The organism is Cylindrospermum stagnale PCC 7417, assembly GCF_000317535.1.
In the GTDB taxonomy this organism is placed as follows: Bacteria; Cyanobacteriota; Cyanobacteriia; order Cyanobacteriales; family Nostocaceae; genus Cylindrospermum; species Cylindrospermum stagnale.
This window is the reverse complement of record NC_019757.1, coordinates 3,945,011-3,962,030: the sequence shown is the minus strand read 5'-3', so window position 1 is coordinate 3,962,030 and position 17,020 is coordinate 3,945,011. Positions and strand designations below refer to the sequence as shown.

Below are 17,020 nucleotides of genomic sequence, written 5' to 3'. Positions count from 1 at the left end.
AGGTAGGGTGTGTTAGCGACAGCGTAACGCACCATTAAAAATACACGTAACGGTGCATTAGTTAAGCCGTAACGCACCCGACTAACTAAACAGTGTCTATTAATTCAAAATGTATTTTCTTGCCAATTACTCTAGCAGCGCGATCAATTGTATCTAAGGTTACAGATGTATTATCTGGGTCTAAAAGCCTATCGATAGATGATCTACTTGTTTTCATCTCTTATGCTAGTGCTTTCTTAGTTATATTTTTCTCAGCCATCGCTTGTTTGATTTGCCAAGAAATAACTCTTTTAGTAGCAATTAAATTGATTTCATCAAGTGTTCCATCTTCTTCTAAAAACGCATCGAAAGAAGAACCAATATTAGGATTTTTATTCATTTATTTGCCTCCAGTTTTTGTTTACGTTCTACAGCTAATTCTAATGACCTTTTTGGGGGTTTTTGTACCTTTTTTGGTACAGTTAATCAATAGGTATTTTAATCAAAACACAACAGGCATTAAATAAGGATAGTTACTCAAAGCGGTCGTTAGGCAAGTATCCCGGACAGGCGAGACGCCTGTTCTACGAATAAATGATTTTTCTCTCATTTTTCTCTCTGCGTCCTCTGCGCCTCTGCGGTAGCCTGCGGCACGCCGCTCCGCGTCTACGTTAAAAAATAACTTTTCACAAAACAGAGAAAATCAAATCTGTTTCAAAACAGGCATTAAATACTGTGTCAAACTCAAGGCATCCACACCCAATTCTGTGCGTTCTTGCGCTGCTAAAATACTCGCTTGAGAATGCCACTATGCCGCAGTTGCGACAATATATTCAATGGGAATTTGCTTAGTGCATGACTTTCGACTCAGGTTGACTTTTACAAAATCCTATAAAGCACAAACGAACATCCCCCATAAGATAGATGATTTTTCGTAGCTAATCCTTAAATTAACTACAAAATTTAGAATCCTAAATTTACCAAAATTTTTATCACAACTATAGTTTTTATCAATGTCAAAAACTCTAGTCTAAAGCAGTAAATAAGAATACAATGAAGTAGTTGCTGCTTGTAGCAATTAGTGATTCATTAACTTAGATTGAACCGTTATTAGGTATCAAGGAATAATGTTTAAACGCCGCACAATACTTGCTGGTCTAAGTGCGCTTGGCTTCACGTTGGCCGTTAGTACAAAAGTCTATGGACAATCGACTAGCGGGACAGAAGCTTGGCAGACTGTCTACGATCAGGCGGTTGCTTCGGCAACAACGACAGTTACAGTTACGCTCTTGAACTCATTATTTAGTCTGCTAAATTTCCTCGACTTGGCGGGTTTTTGGGGCGGTTAACTCTTTGTCTCATACCCAAACAGAGAAAGACTCAAAATAGGGGCTTTTGCAGTGTAATTTTTTGGTAATTCCTGCGCCTGGGATTACCTACGGTTATATCTCTAACTCGAATAGTACAGATTCTCTCTTAGCCAAATATTCCATAACCCGTGAGGAGTTTTTTTCTATGTTCAAACTTCGCACAGTTTTTAGTGCCTTAGCTGCAATTGTCCTAGGGCTGGTGATAGGTACACAGATATATCCACAACCCGCCGTTGCTTCTGGAGGGGTGTGTAATCCAACGGTGAATAACCTACCTGTATGCCCAAGTACAGCACCGTCAGAGTCAGCTAGTTTCCTTGACCCAACTGCGACAATCACCAATCCAACAAATATTAGCTTGGGCGAAAAAGTTTACGTCGCACCATTTGCTGAGTTAAACGCTACTACTGCCCCCATTACCATCGCGGAAGATTCTAACGTCCAAGACCAAGTGAGAATTCTCGCTTCGGGAACGGGAGCGGAGATTGGCCCGCGAGTAATTATGGCACACATGGCCACTATCAAAGGTGCAGCCAAAATTGGTATTCAAGGCTCAACCGGGCCTTTTAGCGACCCGGTTACCAATACTCAGTTCAACAACACTATTCCTGAGACCTTTCTCAGCTTTAACTGTGAAATCGACGATGCAACTATAGAAAGAAACACGGTAGTCAGCTTTCTCTCGCGGGTTGGCCCTGGTGTGACTTTACCTGCTGGTAAAGTTGTCCTGCCAGGTAAAAATGTCACAACTAACTCACAAGCTAGTAGCGGCAGCTTGGGAAAGGTGGCAAACCTGACACAAGCCGACGTTGCATTGATGGAAGGCATCATCGAAGTTAATGAAGCGTTTGCCAAAGGTTACACAGAATTAGCCAGAGCAGACTTGTCAAATGTACAAGGAATAAATTACGCTCCAGTCACCTCTTTTAACACTGGAGGTTTGCCGCAGATAGGTGGAAGTGTCACTCGTTATCCAAACTTTCGTAACCGGATCATTGGCAATATCGTTTTGCAAGATTCTATAGCAACACTCGACAGCAAAATAGGTAATAGAATTTCGTTGCGTGCTGATGAGGGTCAGCCTTTTAATGTTGGGGAAATTGCTGGTATGGCAAACGATGTTGTCTTTCACGCTTTAGAGACAACTAGCTTGACTCTTGGTAATGGGATTGGTTATGGGCCTCGCGTTCTAGTTCATGGCGGTAGGCAGGTTGTCAATGGTGTTGCTAATGGCCCTGAGACCAGCGTAGGTGATGATGTAGGGCTAGCACCAAACTCCGTTATATTCCGGTCAAGCATCGGCAATAAATCAGCAGTTGGGCAAAGAAGCGCAGTCTTCAATTCTACACTAGCTCCCAGAACAGCGATCGCTTCTCGAACAATCTATGCCAACAACGGCAACACCATTTCGTTAGTGGAGTGGTAAGCAATTGACTTTTGCATAATTATGAATCTGAAAATCTTGCCGCTAGTGCAATTACAATGCCTACGATTGATTTTGCTGTTCACTTTGATATGCGGACTGATACTAAATTTTGATGATGCTTCATCTATGGCCGCACAGAAGGTTGGGCAACCTGGACTTATAAACTCCGTAACTGCTGATATCACCTCTAATCAGCCTCAGGTGGTACAGCCTCCAGTCACCGGACTTGTTTCTACATTGTCGGATGAGGTCAAGGAATTACCAACACAGTTAATTAACTGGTCAACTTACTGGCAACTTTGCTGGGAACCATATCCCGAAGCTAAAGAGTACGAACTACAAACGGTGCTGATGGAAGGGAAATCTCCAAAGTTACAACGTCAAAGCGATCGCTGTTTTCGGATACAAGCGGCATCGAATGAAAACCAAAAATCACAGGGATTACTCAACCGCGAATTAATCTTGCTGACACATCAGATTCAGCTTGGTTATCGAGTGCGAGCTGTCTTAGATGACAACCGCGTCAGTGAATGGTCTCCAGTCATGGCAGTCGGTGCAACTACTGCCTCTGAATCAAATGGTAGGATCAGCTTAAATCCCTGATATTACTGGCGCAGGGGGTGTAGGGTATAGGGAAATTAAGAACAAGAAAGTTTTGTTTACACACCAAAAATTGACTGACTTTTAACACGAACCGACAACCCTACCCCCCAATATTATGCTCAAACAATATTGTATTTTTTGTGAAAACTGCTCTTTCAGCCAGTCCATTTGTTAAATTCTGAACAGGCGTCTCGCCTGTTCTACGAATAAATGATTTTTCTCTCTGCGTCCTCTGCGCCTCTGCGGTAGCCTGCGGCACGCCGCTCCGCGTCTACGTTAAAAAATAAATTCTCACAAAATAGAGAAAATTCAAATCTGTTTCAAAACTGGCATTAAATATTGCGTCAAAGTAAACGCATCAACACCTAATTCTGTACGTTCTTGCGCGGCTAAAATACCAGCTTGAGAATGCCACCAGGCCGCAGTTGCGACAATATCTTCAATGGGAATTTGCTTAGTAGCAGCTTGCGCCAACAACCCACCAAGTAACCCAGTTAACACATCTCCACTACCGCCACGGGCTAAGGCTGGAGTACTTTCAGGATTAATCCAAACAGCACCTTGGGGATTAGATATGGCAGTTCTCGCCCCTTTTAATAATATTGTCGCACCACATTGAGATGCAGCTGCTTGCACAGCTTTGATTTTGTCTGCTTTAACATCAGCAATATCAGGAAACAACCGCTGAAATTCACCTGTATGGGGTGTGAGAACCGTTGCAGCTTGGCGTTGTTGTAAAGTGGGGATGGTTCCCAATTGCGCCAGGATATTTAAAGCGTCAGCATCAAGCAGTAAAGGTTCTGGGCTTTTCATCACTGCTTGGACAATGGGTGTGCTATCTTTTGTTAAACCGGGGCCAATGGCGATCGCACTAAAAGAACTCAAATCAGTTTTTTCCGGTAGCTGCAACTGCGATATAGCCCCCGTTTCCGTCTCAGGACAACCAATAATCAGCGCTTCTGGCAAATGAGACACCAAAAGATATTTCAAAGATTCCGGTACCGCAATCGAAAGCATCCCCACACCACTTGCTCTCGCACCTAAACCAGTTAAAATTGCCCCACCCGCATAACGCCGAGAACCACAAACCAGCAGTAAATGCCCTTCCTTATATTTGTGAGTCACTGGAGGACGGGGAAGCGGTAAAGTTGAAAGTGCCGTAACTTTGGTAATGCGTTTAATCTTCGGTACTTCCCCCAAAACGGCTTGTACATCTGCCAAGGGAATATCAAAATCAATTAATTCAACTTTACCAAAATAATCTAAAGCTTGATCTTGCAAAAATGCCAACTTCCACAAACCCAAACAAAAAGTGTGAGTAGCACGAATTGCGGTTCCTAAAACTTCACCTGTATCAGTGTGAATCCCCGAAGGTAAATCAATACTAAAAATCGGCTGATTGCGTTCATTTAGTTCATTAATTGCCGTGGCAATGGCATCAGTAATTGTTCTTTCTAAACCGAAACCAAATAACCCATCAATCAAAAAATCACAATCTGGCAATTCTTCAATAGCTGAATAACAGGGAATACCCAAACTTTGAGCATACTGCAAATGCTGCGTAGTTAATTCCTTCAGTTTTTCAAAAGGCGAATAAATCCAAATCTCATACCCGCGAAAATACAATTCACGGGCTACCACCAAAGCATCACCCCCATTATGGCCGGGGCCGACTAAAATTCCTACACGCTTTTTAAGCGGGGTTGGGGGAATCAAATCTTGTACGCGACGTGCAATCAGTCCCGCGACTTTTTCCATTAAAGCGACTACAGGCATACCTGCTGCAAAGATCTGCTGTTCAATATCGCGCATTTGTGCAGCAGTAACCACTACTTGCGAAATTTTTTCTTGCCTATCTTGCATCAGTTTTGAGTCCTGAGTTATGAGTGCTGTTGAGTTCAATAGAGACCTAACCCCCAACCCCTTCCCTGAGAGGGAAGGGGAGTAAGTTTCAAAGCCTCTCCCCCAACAATAAAAGCTGCTCCTCTTCCCTCCCCTTGCAGGGGAGGGTTAGGGAGAGGTGGGGAGAGGAATGGAAGCGAGGTCAAAGTGTATAACAGAAAAATGAGAAGCACTATATTAATTAACTCCTCATTCTTTAGTTTTACCTCTTAATTCAGTTCGTAAGCACTCTTTTATCTGCCGTAATAAACCCTGGCATTACCATAGCCAAAGTTTTGCAGATATTTATTCCATTGTTCGGCTTCAAGTCGCTGGGTAAAAGGCCCCACAGCTACGTGCCATCCTCGTGGTTGATTTCTGGATAAAACACTGATATTTGGGCTGATATTTTGCCGAATTCGTTGGACGATGTTGGCTAAACTTTGGGATTTGGCGGGAATAGCGACATAGTAATAATTAGAATTATCCCTTCTATCATTGCGAGAATTACCTCCATTAGTAGAAATAACTGTTTCTTCGGTGTTAGAGAAGCTGGCGATACCTACGCCATAGATACCATTTGATGCCAGTTCGTCAACCCGCTGTTGAGCATTAGCTCTAGTGCTAAATACTCCCGACTGGATGACAGTACGCCCATTGAAGGGACGGGTATAAGCACTGCGCTCAATCTGACGCACTCGTTGCAATATCTGCGGGTTATCGCTATCAACGTAGACAAAGTAGCGTTCAAAGTTCTGGGTATTTTGACTAAACTTTACTGGTTGGGAGGGCTGATAGTTCTGGTTAGAAAACTCTACTGGTTGCTGATTAGTGGGAACCTCTTGGAGATTTGGCAGTGGTGGTAAAGGTTCACTTCTCCTTTGCTGCGCTTGTGCTGGGTTACAGTGGGGAATCAGTGCCAAGCATCCTCCTAGAAAAAAGGGTAGCAGCGGTAAGGTGATAAATCGACTTGGTATTGCACTAGACATATTAGTAATCAGCTTCCTAGACAGTTGGCTAAATGATTTTTGGACACTTCAGTGTTAGCTTAGAATTAGCTTATCTGGGTGATAATGAATACATCTACAAGCAGTCTGAGGCTCTGTCAGTAAAATATGGCGCGGCTGATGAAATAACAAGTTAATAGCCTAAAAACTGAAGCGCCTTTCTAGTAAGGCTTTGAAGATAGGTGTGCTATAATCGAGCGGTCACGTTGATCTCGTGTCGTGCTGGTATGAGAAATCTCAGCTAGCACAAGAATAAAGATTTTTAAGGATATGAAAAAAGTCGTCGTTGGTCTTTCTGGTGGTGTTGACAGTTCCACCGCCGCTGCTATTCTGCACCATCAGGGCTATGAAGTGATTGGTTTGACTCTTTGGCTGATGAAAGGAAAGGGTCAATGTTGCTCTGAAGGAATGATCGACGCGGCTGAAATTTGTGAACAACTGGGCGTTCCCCATCAGGTTGTAGATATTCGGGATGTCTTTCAGACGGAAATTGTTGATTTTTTGGTGACTGGTTACAGTGTGGGAATTACGCCGTTGCCTTGCTCACAGTGCAATAAGACGGTGAAGTTTGGGCCGATGGTTAAGTATGCCCGTGAAGAATTGGGATGCGATCGCATCGCCACAGGTCATTATGCCCAAATTGCCTACGACGAAACTACAGGACGTTACCAATTATTCAGGGCTGTTGATCGCAATAAAGATCAATCTTACTTCCTTTATGACTTGTCGCAAGATTTACTTGCAGCAACCGTATTTCCCCTTGGTGAATTGCAAAAAGCCGACACCCGCCGCATCGCCACCGAATACGGGTTAAAAACCGCCGATAAGCCAGAAAGTCAAGACTTGTGCTTAGTGGAAAGTAACGGTTCTATGCGGGCATTTCTGGATAAGTATCTCGCACCCAAACAAGGCGAAATTGTGGATACCACAGGCAAGGTTTTGGGGCAACATGACGGTGTCCATCATTACACCATTGGTCAGCGTAAGGGATTGGGGATTGCTGCCGCCGAACCTCTGTATGTGATTGAGTTGGATGCGATTAATAATAGAGTGGTAGTTGGCGATCGCACCAAAGGAACTCAGCCAGAATGCACCGTCAACCGCATCAACTGGGTTTCCATCGCACAACCATCCGCCCCAATTCGGGCCGAAGTGCAAATTCGCTATCGTTCCACCCCCGTACCCGTGACGGTGATTCCTCTGGAAGACTCCCGCATCCGCTTGGTATTTGATGAACCCCAATTCAGCATCACCCCCGGACAAGCTGCGGTTTGGTACGACGGTGATAAGGTTTTGGGTGGCGGGATTATTGAGTCATTTAGTTGAACAAAACCGCCCCTCTTCACTTTGGAGGCATAGTTTTGTTTTTGCATCGATTTTCAAGTAAATAGACCACGCGGTAGGGGCACAGCAATGCTCATTGGTGTCAACTAAAGCTCAAACCGTTGTCCCACAGCCGTTTGACCCCACCCCTCAATCCCCTCCCCACCTCTCCCTAGCCCTCTCCTAAAAGGAGAGGGGAAAGGAAAAACTTTTGTTGCGGGGGAGGGGAGGTTTTGCGTCAGCAAAACCGGGGTGGGGTTCCGAGAAAGTGATTTGTAATCGAGAAGATTTGATATAACCTCATTACAAGGGTTTCTCCTTGAATATTAGAGGTTATGCCAGTCAACTTCAATCCACAGGTCAAATTATCAACAAAGCTCAGGCAATCGACCAATTACAAGGGATGCGAGTTTTAAATATGCCTCAAATTGCAATATTTTACTTTGGTAGTAATAGCAAGATAAACAAGTTAAGAGTTATGTGAGAATGCTGGACTATTCACGGTTGCTACTGTTGGAATATTTGCAGTTTCCGAAAAATTAAAATCTATTTATCTGAGTTAAGCCTATATTTTAATAAGTGGGATATTGCAAAATCATTAATTAACTATGGTCATAAAGAGTAAAATCTCTATCTAGCCAGATAACATAAAAAATAGCTCTATCCCGATAGCCAACCATCGGTTTCATTCCAGAAAAGCGAAAAGCAATAATATTTACATCTTCAGTAATAAACTTGGGAATTGGTGATTTTATAGCATCTCTAGCAATTTTTTCGTAACCCAACTTATGTCTATCTTGTGACTGTATTTGACTCCAAGTCAACTTACTCAGCCTATGAATTTTTAGAGCAAATGCAGCCTGATCATCTTTATCACATTTGGTTAAGCAATATTCACCTTCTAGGTAACGTAGAGAAAATATAGGTGGTTGTTGCTCTGGGGGTATTTCTTCTTTGTCAGATGGAGTAAATAGCTTATTTCCGCTTTCCTTTGGCGGGTTTTTAAATCTTTTCTTGCTACTCATTCTAGGTATTCACAAGCTGAGTTTTAAAGTAATTTTTCAGAGAGTTAGAAGTGATAATATTACCTACATCTGTATCTTTCCAAGGTTCTTCATTGTAAGTCATATTTCGTAATTTCCAGGCTGAAAATTGACCATAAACACTGTATACCTCATCTAGTAGTTCAAGAGTTTGCTCATCAAATTTTGAAAAATCAATATTTTCAGGAATAGGAATCGCATCAGAACCAAAGGTTTTATACTCATGGAAAACTTCAGGCACTACAGGCCCGTATGTCCAAGCTTCAATAGGCTCAGAAAAAAGAGGTTCATCATATAGTGCTAAGTGAAAACCTTGAGCATAGTAAAGCAATTTTTGCAGCTTGAGATTAGAAATTAAATCCCCAGCCTCTTCGTCTGTTTGAGCTAGAAAATACTTTGCAACATCATGACAACTGAGCATACTTATTCCCTTTTATCTTTCAATTCTAGCAACTATCCATCTCTGAGCATTAACCTTGATTTGACCCTTTTTTCTTGGCGATTCTTTCGCGCACAGCTTGACGGATGTCTTCCCAATCATCAGGCGTCATTTCAGTTGCATTCCCAGAATTTAGACCTTCTAAAAGCATTGTTTCCAAACGTTCAGCCGCTTGACGCTTTTGGTCTTGGCGCACTAATTCCCGGAAATACTCACTAACACTGCTGTAACCGCCAGATGCTACCTTCTCTTCTATATAAGTTCGCATCGCGTCAGGGAGAGATATATTCATGCTTTTCACTGTCGTTACTTCCCTAATTTTTCCTTGATGATAATTATGGCAATAATTGCCATTCATTGCCATGATATATCCTTGGCTCTCGTGACGCCTGCCCTACGGCTGTAAAATACACCTACTATTTCTAATCTCGCCTTTTCCGACCGGCAATTAATAAAAACTGATAAACTTTTTGTTCACTGTGTACCTACCTGATAAGTTAGTACATACATAGTTTGCAACAATTGTCGTTAAAAAAAAGAGGGGAATATACGTTGAGTTACCATTTAGATGCTATTGCCCCCCACGGTGGAGAGTTGGTTAACCGGGTTGCTACGGCGGCACAAAAGGCAGAATTTCTGTCAAAAGCTGAGTTTTTGCCGCGAGTGTCACTTGACGATCGCGCCGTTTCTGATTTAGAAATGATTGCCATCGGCGGTTTTAGCCCACTCACAGGCTTTATGAACCAACAAGACTACGATCGCGTGGTGACAGAAATGCGGCTGGCTAACGGTCTTGTCTGGTCAATACCAATTACACTCTCGGTAACAGAAGAAGTTGCTTCACCCCTAAAAGAAGGCGGTTTAATCCGTTTGGATAACCCCAGCGGAGAATTTATCGGGGTATTACAACTGACACAAAAGTATCAATACAACAAAAGCCACGAGGCGATCAATGTCTATCGCACTGATGACGTCAAACATCCAGGAGTGCAGGTAGTCTATGGTCAAGGTTCGGTAAATCTGGCAGGAGATATTTGGCTATTACAGCGCGACTCCCATGCCCTATTTCCCAGCTATCAAATCGATCCCGCAGCTTCACGGCAAATGTTTCAAGAAAAGGGCTGGAAAACCATCGTCGGTTTTCAAACTCGCAACCCCATCCACCGCGCCCATGAATACATCCAAAAGTGCGCTTTAGAAACTGTGGACGGTTTATTTTTACACCCATTGGTTGGGGCGACTAAAGACGATGACATTCCCGCTGATGTGCGGATGCGGTGCTATGAAATTTTGCTAGAACACTACTACCCCTTAGACCGGGTGATTTTGGCAATCAATCCGGCAGCGATGCGTTATGCTGGGCCACGGGAGGCAATCTTCCATGCTTTAGTCCGTAAAAATTACGGCTGTACACACTTTATCGTTGGACGGGATCATGCTGGTGTGGGTGACTACTACGGCACTTATGATGCCCAGTACATCTTTGATGAATTTGCGCCTGGTGAATTGGGGATTGTGCCGATGAAATTTGAACACGCTTTCTACTGCACCCGCACTAAACAAATGGGGACAACAAAAACAAGTCCCAGCAAGCCGGAAGAGCGTGTTCACCTGTCGGGAACCAAAGTTAGGGAAATGCTGCGCCGGGGAGAGTTACCCCCACCAGAGTTTTCCCGTCCTGAGGTAGCGGCTGAGTTGGCACGGGTAATGCATGCCTAATTATCGGTTGAAGACAAATTGCCAACCAGCAAACAGTATAAACTGTAACTTTACATTACAGACTTCCGCCCTTTAAGCTGTTAGCAGCAGGGCTGAGGATTCATAGCTAATTTATGAAACGGCGGACGCTTTTACAACGGATGGGCTGCGTTCTGGCGGTGTTGGGGGTGACTGAGGCTGAGTGGTTGACTTTAGGAAATCGCTATTACCAAGCTTTAGCACAACCCAGCCCACGGAAGTTGGCCTTATTAGTGGGCATCAATCAATACCCACAAAGTCCAGCCCTTCGTGGTTGTTTGACTGATGTGGAATTGCAAAAAGAACTTTTGATTAATCGCTTTGGCTTCCTAGCCGCAGATATTCTCACGTTAACTGAGGAACAAGCTAGCAGAGAATTCATTGAGGCGGCTATTTTAGATCACCTCGGTAAAAAAGCTAAACCCGGTGATGTGGTCGCTTTTCACTTTAGCGGCTACGGTACCCGCGTCAAATTGGGAACTTTGCCAGACACGATGCAAAATGCTCTCGTGCCGGTTGATGAAAATCAAAATTCACAAAATGATCAAATAGCCAACTATTTATTAGAAGAAACTCTTTGGCGATTGTTGCGATCGCTTCCCACCGACCGAGTTACAGCTGTCTTGGACACCAGTTACTATGCCCCTAGCATATTACAGCCCACAGGGATGGGAATTCGCGCCCGCCCACAATCGCTAGAAGTCAGGCTAGCAGACGCAGAACTTGACTTTCTCCAACAACTGAAAGCGCAAAACACAACACTGAACAATCCTGTAGTGTTGTCAGCGACATCAGAAGAGAATCAGGTGGCCCAAGAGTTCTTATTGTCTGGTTTGAGTGCCGGGTTATTTACCTACGCCTTGACGCAATATCTGTGGGAAACCGCCCCAGCCGCGACTACTCAAGTCATCCTCTCCCATGTGGGGAGTACTATGTCTAAGCTGGGTAGCAATCAGCAACCAGCTTTATTGAGTGAGCAAAAAAATCCCCAAGGTGCTTTAATTGTCGATGATTTACTCCTCGACCGCACTGGGGCAGAAGGCGTAGTCATAGCTACCGAAGACGATGGTAAAACTGTTTACCTATGGCTAGCAGGATTACCACCGCAAGTTTTGGAATACTACGGTGTGAATTCCCGACTAACTTTAGTTACGGGAGAACAGTTAGTATTGCGATCGCTTTTGGCAGGGCGTAGCCCATCGCTGAAAGTGGGCGTTTCGCCATCGCGTAGCGGATTAACAGTCAAAGCCCAAATTGCCAGCCTGGAAAATTCCACCCTCCCACAAGTCGGGCAACTCGTCCAGGAAGCAGTGCGGGTTTTACCGCGAAATATTGGCTTAACAGTTGCCCTAGATACTAGACTAGAAAGAATTGAGCGGGTAGACGCCACCAGCGCCTTTGCCACATTTGCCCGTGTATCAACTGTAGTCGCAGGAGAACAACCAGCTGATTATGTGTTTGGCAAATTGATCAAAACTCACACGCGCTATGCGCTATTTTCTCTAGGTGGTGAGCTAATTCCCAATACATCTGGGGAAATTGGGGAAGCAGTGAAAGTGGCAGTGCAGCGGTTAGCACCAAAATTACCAAACCTGCTAGCAGCAAAGTTATGGGAACTCACAGATAATGAAGGTTCTTCCCGCTTGCCTGTCAAGGGAACCCTAGAGATGATGAACGGCATCTCGCCTCGCGTAGTGATGCAACGGGAAACTGTGCGAACTCGCAGCCCTAAAACTGCGAACAGCAAATCACTCAGCACACCACTAGCAGCTATACCCACAGTACCAGTCGGTAGTCGCATGCAGTACCGGGTGCAAAATTTGAGCGATCGCCCTGTATATTTCATGCTGCTGGGATTAAATAGCAGTAGTATTGCGATCGCCTTTTACCCTTGGCAAGTCCACCACGAACCCAACATTGCCGAAACCAAACCCCAACTTGAAGATGTAGTCATCGCCCCAGGGGAAACCCTCTCATTACCAGAAATTGCGGCTGTGTCTGAATGGGCAATTCCGGGTTTAGCTTATGATTGCCAACATTTACTGATCTTTAGCACCGCCCCCTTTAGCGAAACCCTTGTCGCTTTGGAATCTGCTAACTATTCCACAGGAGTTCATAAGCCCATTGCCGCATTAGTCAACCCCTTAGAAGTTGCCCAAGCCTTGCTGCAAGATTTGCATAACGCCAGTGCATTCAAAGCCGAGACAAACGGCACCGTAGCCGATTCTTATATTTTGGATGTGAATCATTGGGCAAGTCTCGACTTTAGCTTTCAAATCGTTTAATCAAACTCTGCTTTACCTCCCTCTCCTTACCAAGGAGAGGGACAGGTTATGCGTAGCAGAACCCCAGTGCATTCAAAGCTGAGACAAACGGCACCGCAACTGATTCTTATATTTTGGATGTGAATCATTGGGCAAGTCTCGACTTTAGCTTTCAAATCGTTTAATCAAACTCTGCTTTACCTCCCTCTCCTTACCAAGGAGAGGGACAGGTTATGCGTAGCAGAACCAGGGTGAGGTTTTTTCCTCTGTTTTATAAACAATAAATTCCATCAAAAAATAACTGTGTGTACACAGTAGCCACGAAACAGCAGGGAGGGATTGTTTGATTCACTTCAAAAACAAAATAGAAAGTAAATAAGAATTATTCTGACCAAATCTAGTTTTCTTAACTACTCCAGAAATGACTTTTTTCTGTAAATACGTTACTGAGATAGCCCCCAATGTAACTACTAGAAAATCTATAACAAAGCTACCCCTAAATTTAGGTAAATGCTCCATAACCAAAGTTTGCCAGTAATATACAAAGAATATATGCCATAAATATATCCATAACGAAGATGCACTTATAAAAGTAATTCCCGTGATTAAGGCATTATTCTTAGCTGATAAATTATATTTAAGCGAAAATTTATCCACCACAAAGAAACTTAGCAAAGACATAAAAACGCCATAGGAAATAAAATATATTCTTGGTGGATATTTAAAAACCTGAGTAGAGACAAAATGCCCCTGACGATAGTAAAAATAGCCAGCTAACAGCAAAAATATAGTCAAGAAAATCCCGAAAATAAATAATATCTTTCTTCCTCTAAGTTTTGATAAAGTCATCCCCAAGCCAAATAGACAACCATAAGGCATAAGGTAAAATAAATAATCTTTGACCAAACTTGAAAGTATTCGACTGGGTAAATTAAAACGTTGTGTTAAATTAAATAATAATTCGTAACCTAGATAGATCAAAGATAGCAAAGCCAGAAACCTAGATTCTGATTTAGAAAATCTGTATAAACTCAGCAGTAAACTTGCAAAAAGAGCAACTAGAGTAAATACACGAATTATCCAGACATAACCAATACCGTTTAATAACAGAAATGTATCAAATATCTTCTGCTGTGAAAATGGGTATGGTTGAGACAGCAATGCAAATATGCCGTAAGCCGAAATAAAGAAAAAAGCTAGAAACAACCATACTGGAGCAATTAAACGCGGTAACCTTTTTTGTAAATAACTCCAAAAAGATATTTGTTTCTGTGCAGATGAATAATAATAAAGTGTTCCTGACACAATCACCATCAGCGGAACATCAAACCGTCTGATGTGAAATAAAATATTATTTTCTGGGCCGACATGGGCAAAAATAATGCAGAGTAGCCCAATGGTTTTCAAAATATCAAATCTAATATCCCTCTGTGCGTCTGAGATTTTTTCTACTTTATTTGTCATAGTTTCCACCAAAAAAGTTAACTATTTGCTTTTTTTAAGGGATGATCAGAGGATTTTTTAAAAGTATTGCATTAAACATAAAAGCCCTCGGAACCTAACCCCCTAGCCCCCTTCCCTTAGAGGATGTTTGGAAAGTCATCAAGTTTACTGAAAGACCTCTCTCCAAACCTCTCCCCTGCAAGGGGAGAGGCTTTGAAACCTTATTCCCTCATAGGGGACTCAGGAATCTGAGGGGGGAAAAGAGGTTTGGAGAGGGGTTTCTAGGATATTTTTGGACTTTACAAACATCCTCTAAATACACAGATATTCACAGTTACTCGATTATCCTCTGAATCGGTCAAATATAGCACTCAGCCTGTTTTGATCACAATGCTGAGGAAGACAGTATATTAGTTATATACATTACTAAAGTTCCTGAGTTTACACTTAGCAGAATTGCATGAAGATCAATAATCGGCTTGGGTTAGCGGTTTCAATTGTCCTATTATCTGCCAGTGCTGCAACAGCCCAACCCAAGCCAACTAATACACCAAAGTCAACCGTCTCACCCCAGCTTGTACCGATTGCAGCAACTTCGACTCAGCAGCAAAAGGAACTGGAAAAACTCCAGCAAGAAAAAGAGATTCGCGATAGAGTTCAAGTAGAAGTTGACCGCGCTTTTGGTTTCAACACAACTATGCTGAATATTTTGCTAGTTGTGCTGACTATATTTCCTATTGGGACAGCTTTTATTGTTTGGCTTCTGCGTCGTAGTGTAATTGGTCAGTTAGTGACTGAAACCAAAGAACCTTTGGAAAAAGAAATATTAAAAGCAAAATCTGAAGCTGAAGAACAATTAAAAAAGATTATTTCTGAGGCTCAAACTGTATCTGAAAAGCTAAAACTACAGATAGACACTGCGGCGCAAGAAATTGATGTTATTAAAGGTAATACTGCATCTCAAATGCAAGATATTGTATCTGAGGCGCAAAAAGAAAAGGAGCGAGTTTTGCAAGAACTTTCTCTGATTGTACCTCAACCTTCATTAACACCGGTTTCTGTTGAACCGGAAATACAGCAGAAAATACAAGAACTTACAGCACAGCTTGAAAACTTAAAGTCTGCTAATCCTCAACTATTTTTTACTGCTGATGATTACGTAAAACAAGCGGATGCTCTTTTCTTTGAAGAGCGCTATGAAGAAGCGATCGCATCTTGTGACAAAGCCATTGAACTCAAACCCGATATGCACAAAGCTTGGAGTAACCGAGGTGTAGCACTGGGGAACTTAGGACGACACGAAGAAGCGATCGCATCCTTTGATAAAGCCTTGGAAATCAAACCCGACTTTCACGAAGCTTGGAACAATCGGGGCGCAGTGCTTGGGAACTTAGGACGAAATGAAGAAGCGATCACATCTTACGACAAAGCTATTGAAATCAAACCCGATTTTCACGAAGCTTGGTACAACCTAGGTAATGCACTGGTTCAGTTAGGACAAGATGAAAAAGCGATCGCATCCTATGACAAAGCCTTAGAAATCAAACCCGACTTTCACCAAGCTTGGAACAATCGGGGCGTGACGCTGGGGAAATTAGGACAATATGAAGAAGCGATCGCATCCTACGACAAAGCCTTAGAAATCAAACCCGATTACTACGAAGCTTGGTACAACCGAGGTTTGGCGTTAGGGGAGTTAGGACGATATCAAGATGCGATCGCATCCTTCAAGGAAGTCATTAGAATCAAACCCGATTACTGTGAGGCTTGGTTTAAGCGGGGTGTGATGTTGGGGAACTTAGAAAGAAATGAAAATGCGATCGCATCCTTCGACGAAGTCATTAAAATCAAACCCGACTACCACGAAGCTTGGTACAACCGAGGTTTAGCGCTGGACAACTTAGGAATGTATCGAGATGCGATCGCATCTTACGAACAAGTGCTAAAAATCAAACCCGATGATCACGAAGCTTGGTACAACCGAGGTTTAGCCCTAGGGAACATAGGAAGATATGAAGACGAGATCGCATCGTACCATGAACTGCTAAAAATCAAACCCAACGACTACGAAGCTTGGTACAACTGGGGTATAGCATTAGTTAACCTAGGCAAAAACGAAGAAGCGATCGCTTATTTCGACAAAGTTGTCAACCTCAAACCCGACGATTACCAAACTTGGTACAACCGAGGTTTAGCCCTGGGGAAATTAGGAAGATATGAAAATGCGATCGCATCCTACGACAAAGCCGTAGAAATCAAACCCGAACTACAACAAGCTTGGTACAACAAAGCTTGCTACTGTGCATTAGTTCAAAACCTAGAACCAGCCCTAGAAAACTTACAACAAGCGATTAAACTTAACCCCCAATACAAAAAAACAGCAAAAACAGACTCAGACTTCGACGCCATTCGACAAAACGAGCAATTTAAACAATTGATAGAAGAATAAATTTATTTTTGAAATTGTTTAAATATGCGTTATCCAGAACCTTTGTAGAGACGTTG

General features: G+C 43.0%; 13 protein-coding genes. 6 read left to right on the top strand and 7 right to left on the bottom strand.

Features of this window, described 5'->3' with window-relative positions; translation table 11 throughout:
• Positions 1–220: 220 nt before the first annotated feature.
• Complete coding sequence (locus CYLST_RS35980) at positions 221–379, bottom strand: hypothetical protein (RefSeq protein ID WP_245587393.1); 159 nt, start codon at positions 377–379, stop codon at positions 221–223.
• Positions 380–1,494: 1,115 nt separating this feature from the next.
• Here CYLST_RS35980 and CYLST_RS16500 point away from each other — a divergent pair.
• Positions 1,495–2,775 (top strand): LbetaH domain-containing protein, encoded by a 1,281-nt coding sequence (locus tag CYLST_RS16500; protein WP_015208867.1) that lies wholly within the window; start codon positions 1,495–1,497, stop codon positions 2,773–2,775.
• A gap of 21 nt (positions 2,776–2,796) precedes the next feature.
• Positions 2,797–3,378 carry a hypothetical protein gene (locus tag CYLST_RS16495; RefSeq protein ID WP_015208866.1) on the top strand — a complete coding sequence of 194 codons (582 nt, stop codon included), beginning with the start codon at positions 2,797–2,799 and terminating at the stop codon, positions 3,376–3,378.
• A gap of 309 nt (positions 3,379–3,687) precedes the next feature.
• Here CYLST_RS16495 and CYLST_RS16490 read toward each other — a convergent pair whose 3' ends face one another.
• The gene (locus CYLST_RS16490; protein ID WP_015208865.1) at positions 3,688–5,241 is read right to left on the bottom strand and encodes a bifunctional ADP-dependent NAD(P)H-hydrate dehydratase/NAD(P)H-hydrate epimerase; all 1,554 of its coding nucleotides are present in this window, start codon (positions 5,239–5,241) and stop codon (positions 3,688–3,690) included.
• A 272-nt stretch (positions 5,242–5,513) separates the two neighbouring features.
• Positions 5,514–6,248, bottom strand: a complete 735-nt coding sequence (locus CYLST_RS16485; RefSeq protein WP_015208864.1) for a hypothetical protein — start codon at positions 6,246–6,248, stop codon at positions 5,514–5,516.
• Positions 6,249–6,536: 288 nt separating this feature from the next.
• On the opposite strand from CYLST_RS16485, the gene mnmA reads away from it, so the two are divergent.
• Complete coding sequence (mnmA, locus tag CYLST_RS16480; protein WP_015208862.1) at positions 6,537–7,592, top strand: tRNA 2-thiouridine(34) synthase MnmA; 1,056 nt, start codon at positions 6,537–6,539, stop codon at positions 7,590–7,592.
• A 599-nt stretch (positions 7,593–8,191) separates the two neighbouring features.
• Here the strand turns inward: mnmA and CYLST_RS16475 are convergent.
• Genes CYLST_RS16475 through CYLST_RS16465 form a run of 3 tightly spaced genes read right to left on the bottom strand, consistent with a single transcriptional unit; the run spans position 8,192 to position 9,372 of the window.
• The gene (locus CYLST_RS16475; RefSeq protein WP_015208861.1) at positions 8,192–8,614 is read right to left on the bottom strand and encodes a hypothetical protein; all 423 of its coding nucleotides are present in this window, start codon (positions 8,612–8,614) and stop codon (positions 8,192–8,194) included.
• Between the two features lies 1 nt (position 8,615).
• Positions 8,616–9,053, bottom strand: coding sequence for a Panacea domain-containing protein (locus CYLST_RS16470; RefSeq protein ID WP_015208860.1), 438 nt, complete (start codon positions 9,051–9,053; stop codon positions 8,616–8,618).
• Between the two features lie 49 nt (positions 9,054–9,102).
• The gene (locus tag CYLST_RS16465; RefSeq protein ID WP_041233684.1) at positions 9,103–9,372 is read right to left on the bottom strand and encodes a type II toxin-antitoxin system ParD family antitoxin; all 270 of its coding nucleotides are present in this window, start codon (positions 9,370–9,372) and stop codon (positions 9,103–9,105) included.
• A gap of 251 nt (positions 9,373–9,623) precedes the next feature.
• Here CYLST_RS16465 and sat point away from each other — a divergent pair, with 251 nt between their 5' ends.
• The gene (gene sat, locus CYLST_RS16460) at positions 9,624–10,790 is read left to right on the top strand and encodes a sulfate adenylyltransferase (protein WP_015208858.1); all 1,167 of its coding nucleotides are present in this window, start codon (positions 9,624–9,626) and stop codon (positions 10,788–10,790) included.
• A 113-nt stretch (positions 10,791–10,903) separates the two neighbouring features.
• Positions 10,904–13,093, top strand: a complete 2,190-nt coding sequence (locus tag CYLST_RS16455) for a caspase family protein (RefSeq protein WP_015208857.1) — start codon at positions 10,904–10,906, stop codon at positions 13,091–13,093.
• A gap of 327 nt (positions 13,094–13,420) precedes the next feature.
• Here the strand turns inward: CYLST_RS16455 and CYLST_RS16450 are convergent, their stop codons facing one another.
• Positions 13,421–14,536: an acyltransferase family protein gene (locus tag CYLST_RS16450; RefSeq protein ID WP_015208856.1), complete on the bottom strand. Its 1,116-nt coding sequence runs from the start codon at positions 14,534–14,536 to the stop codon at positions 13,421–13,423.
• A gap of 439 nt (positions 14,537–14,975) precedes the next feature.
• Here CYLST_RS16450 and CYLST_RS32330 point away from each other — a divergent pair, with 439 nt between their 5' ends.
• On the top strand, positions 14,976–16,964 hold the full coding sequence (locus tag CYLST_RS32330; RefSeq protein WP_015208855.1) for a tetratricopeptide repeat protein: 1,989 nt from the start codon (positions 14,976–14,978) through the stop codon (positions 16,962–16,964).
• The last annotated feature ends 56 nt before the right edge of the window (positions 16,965–17,020 follow it).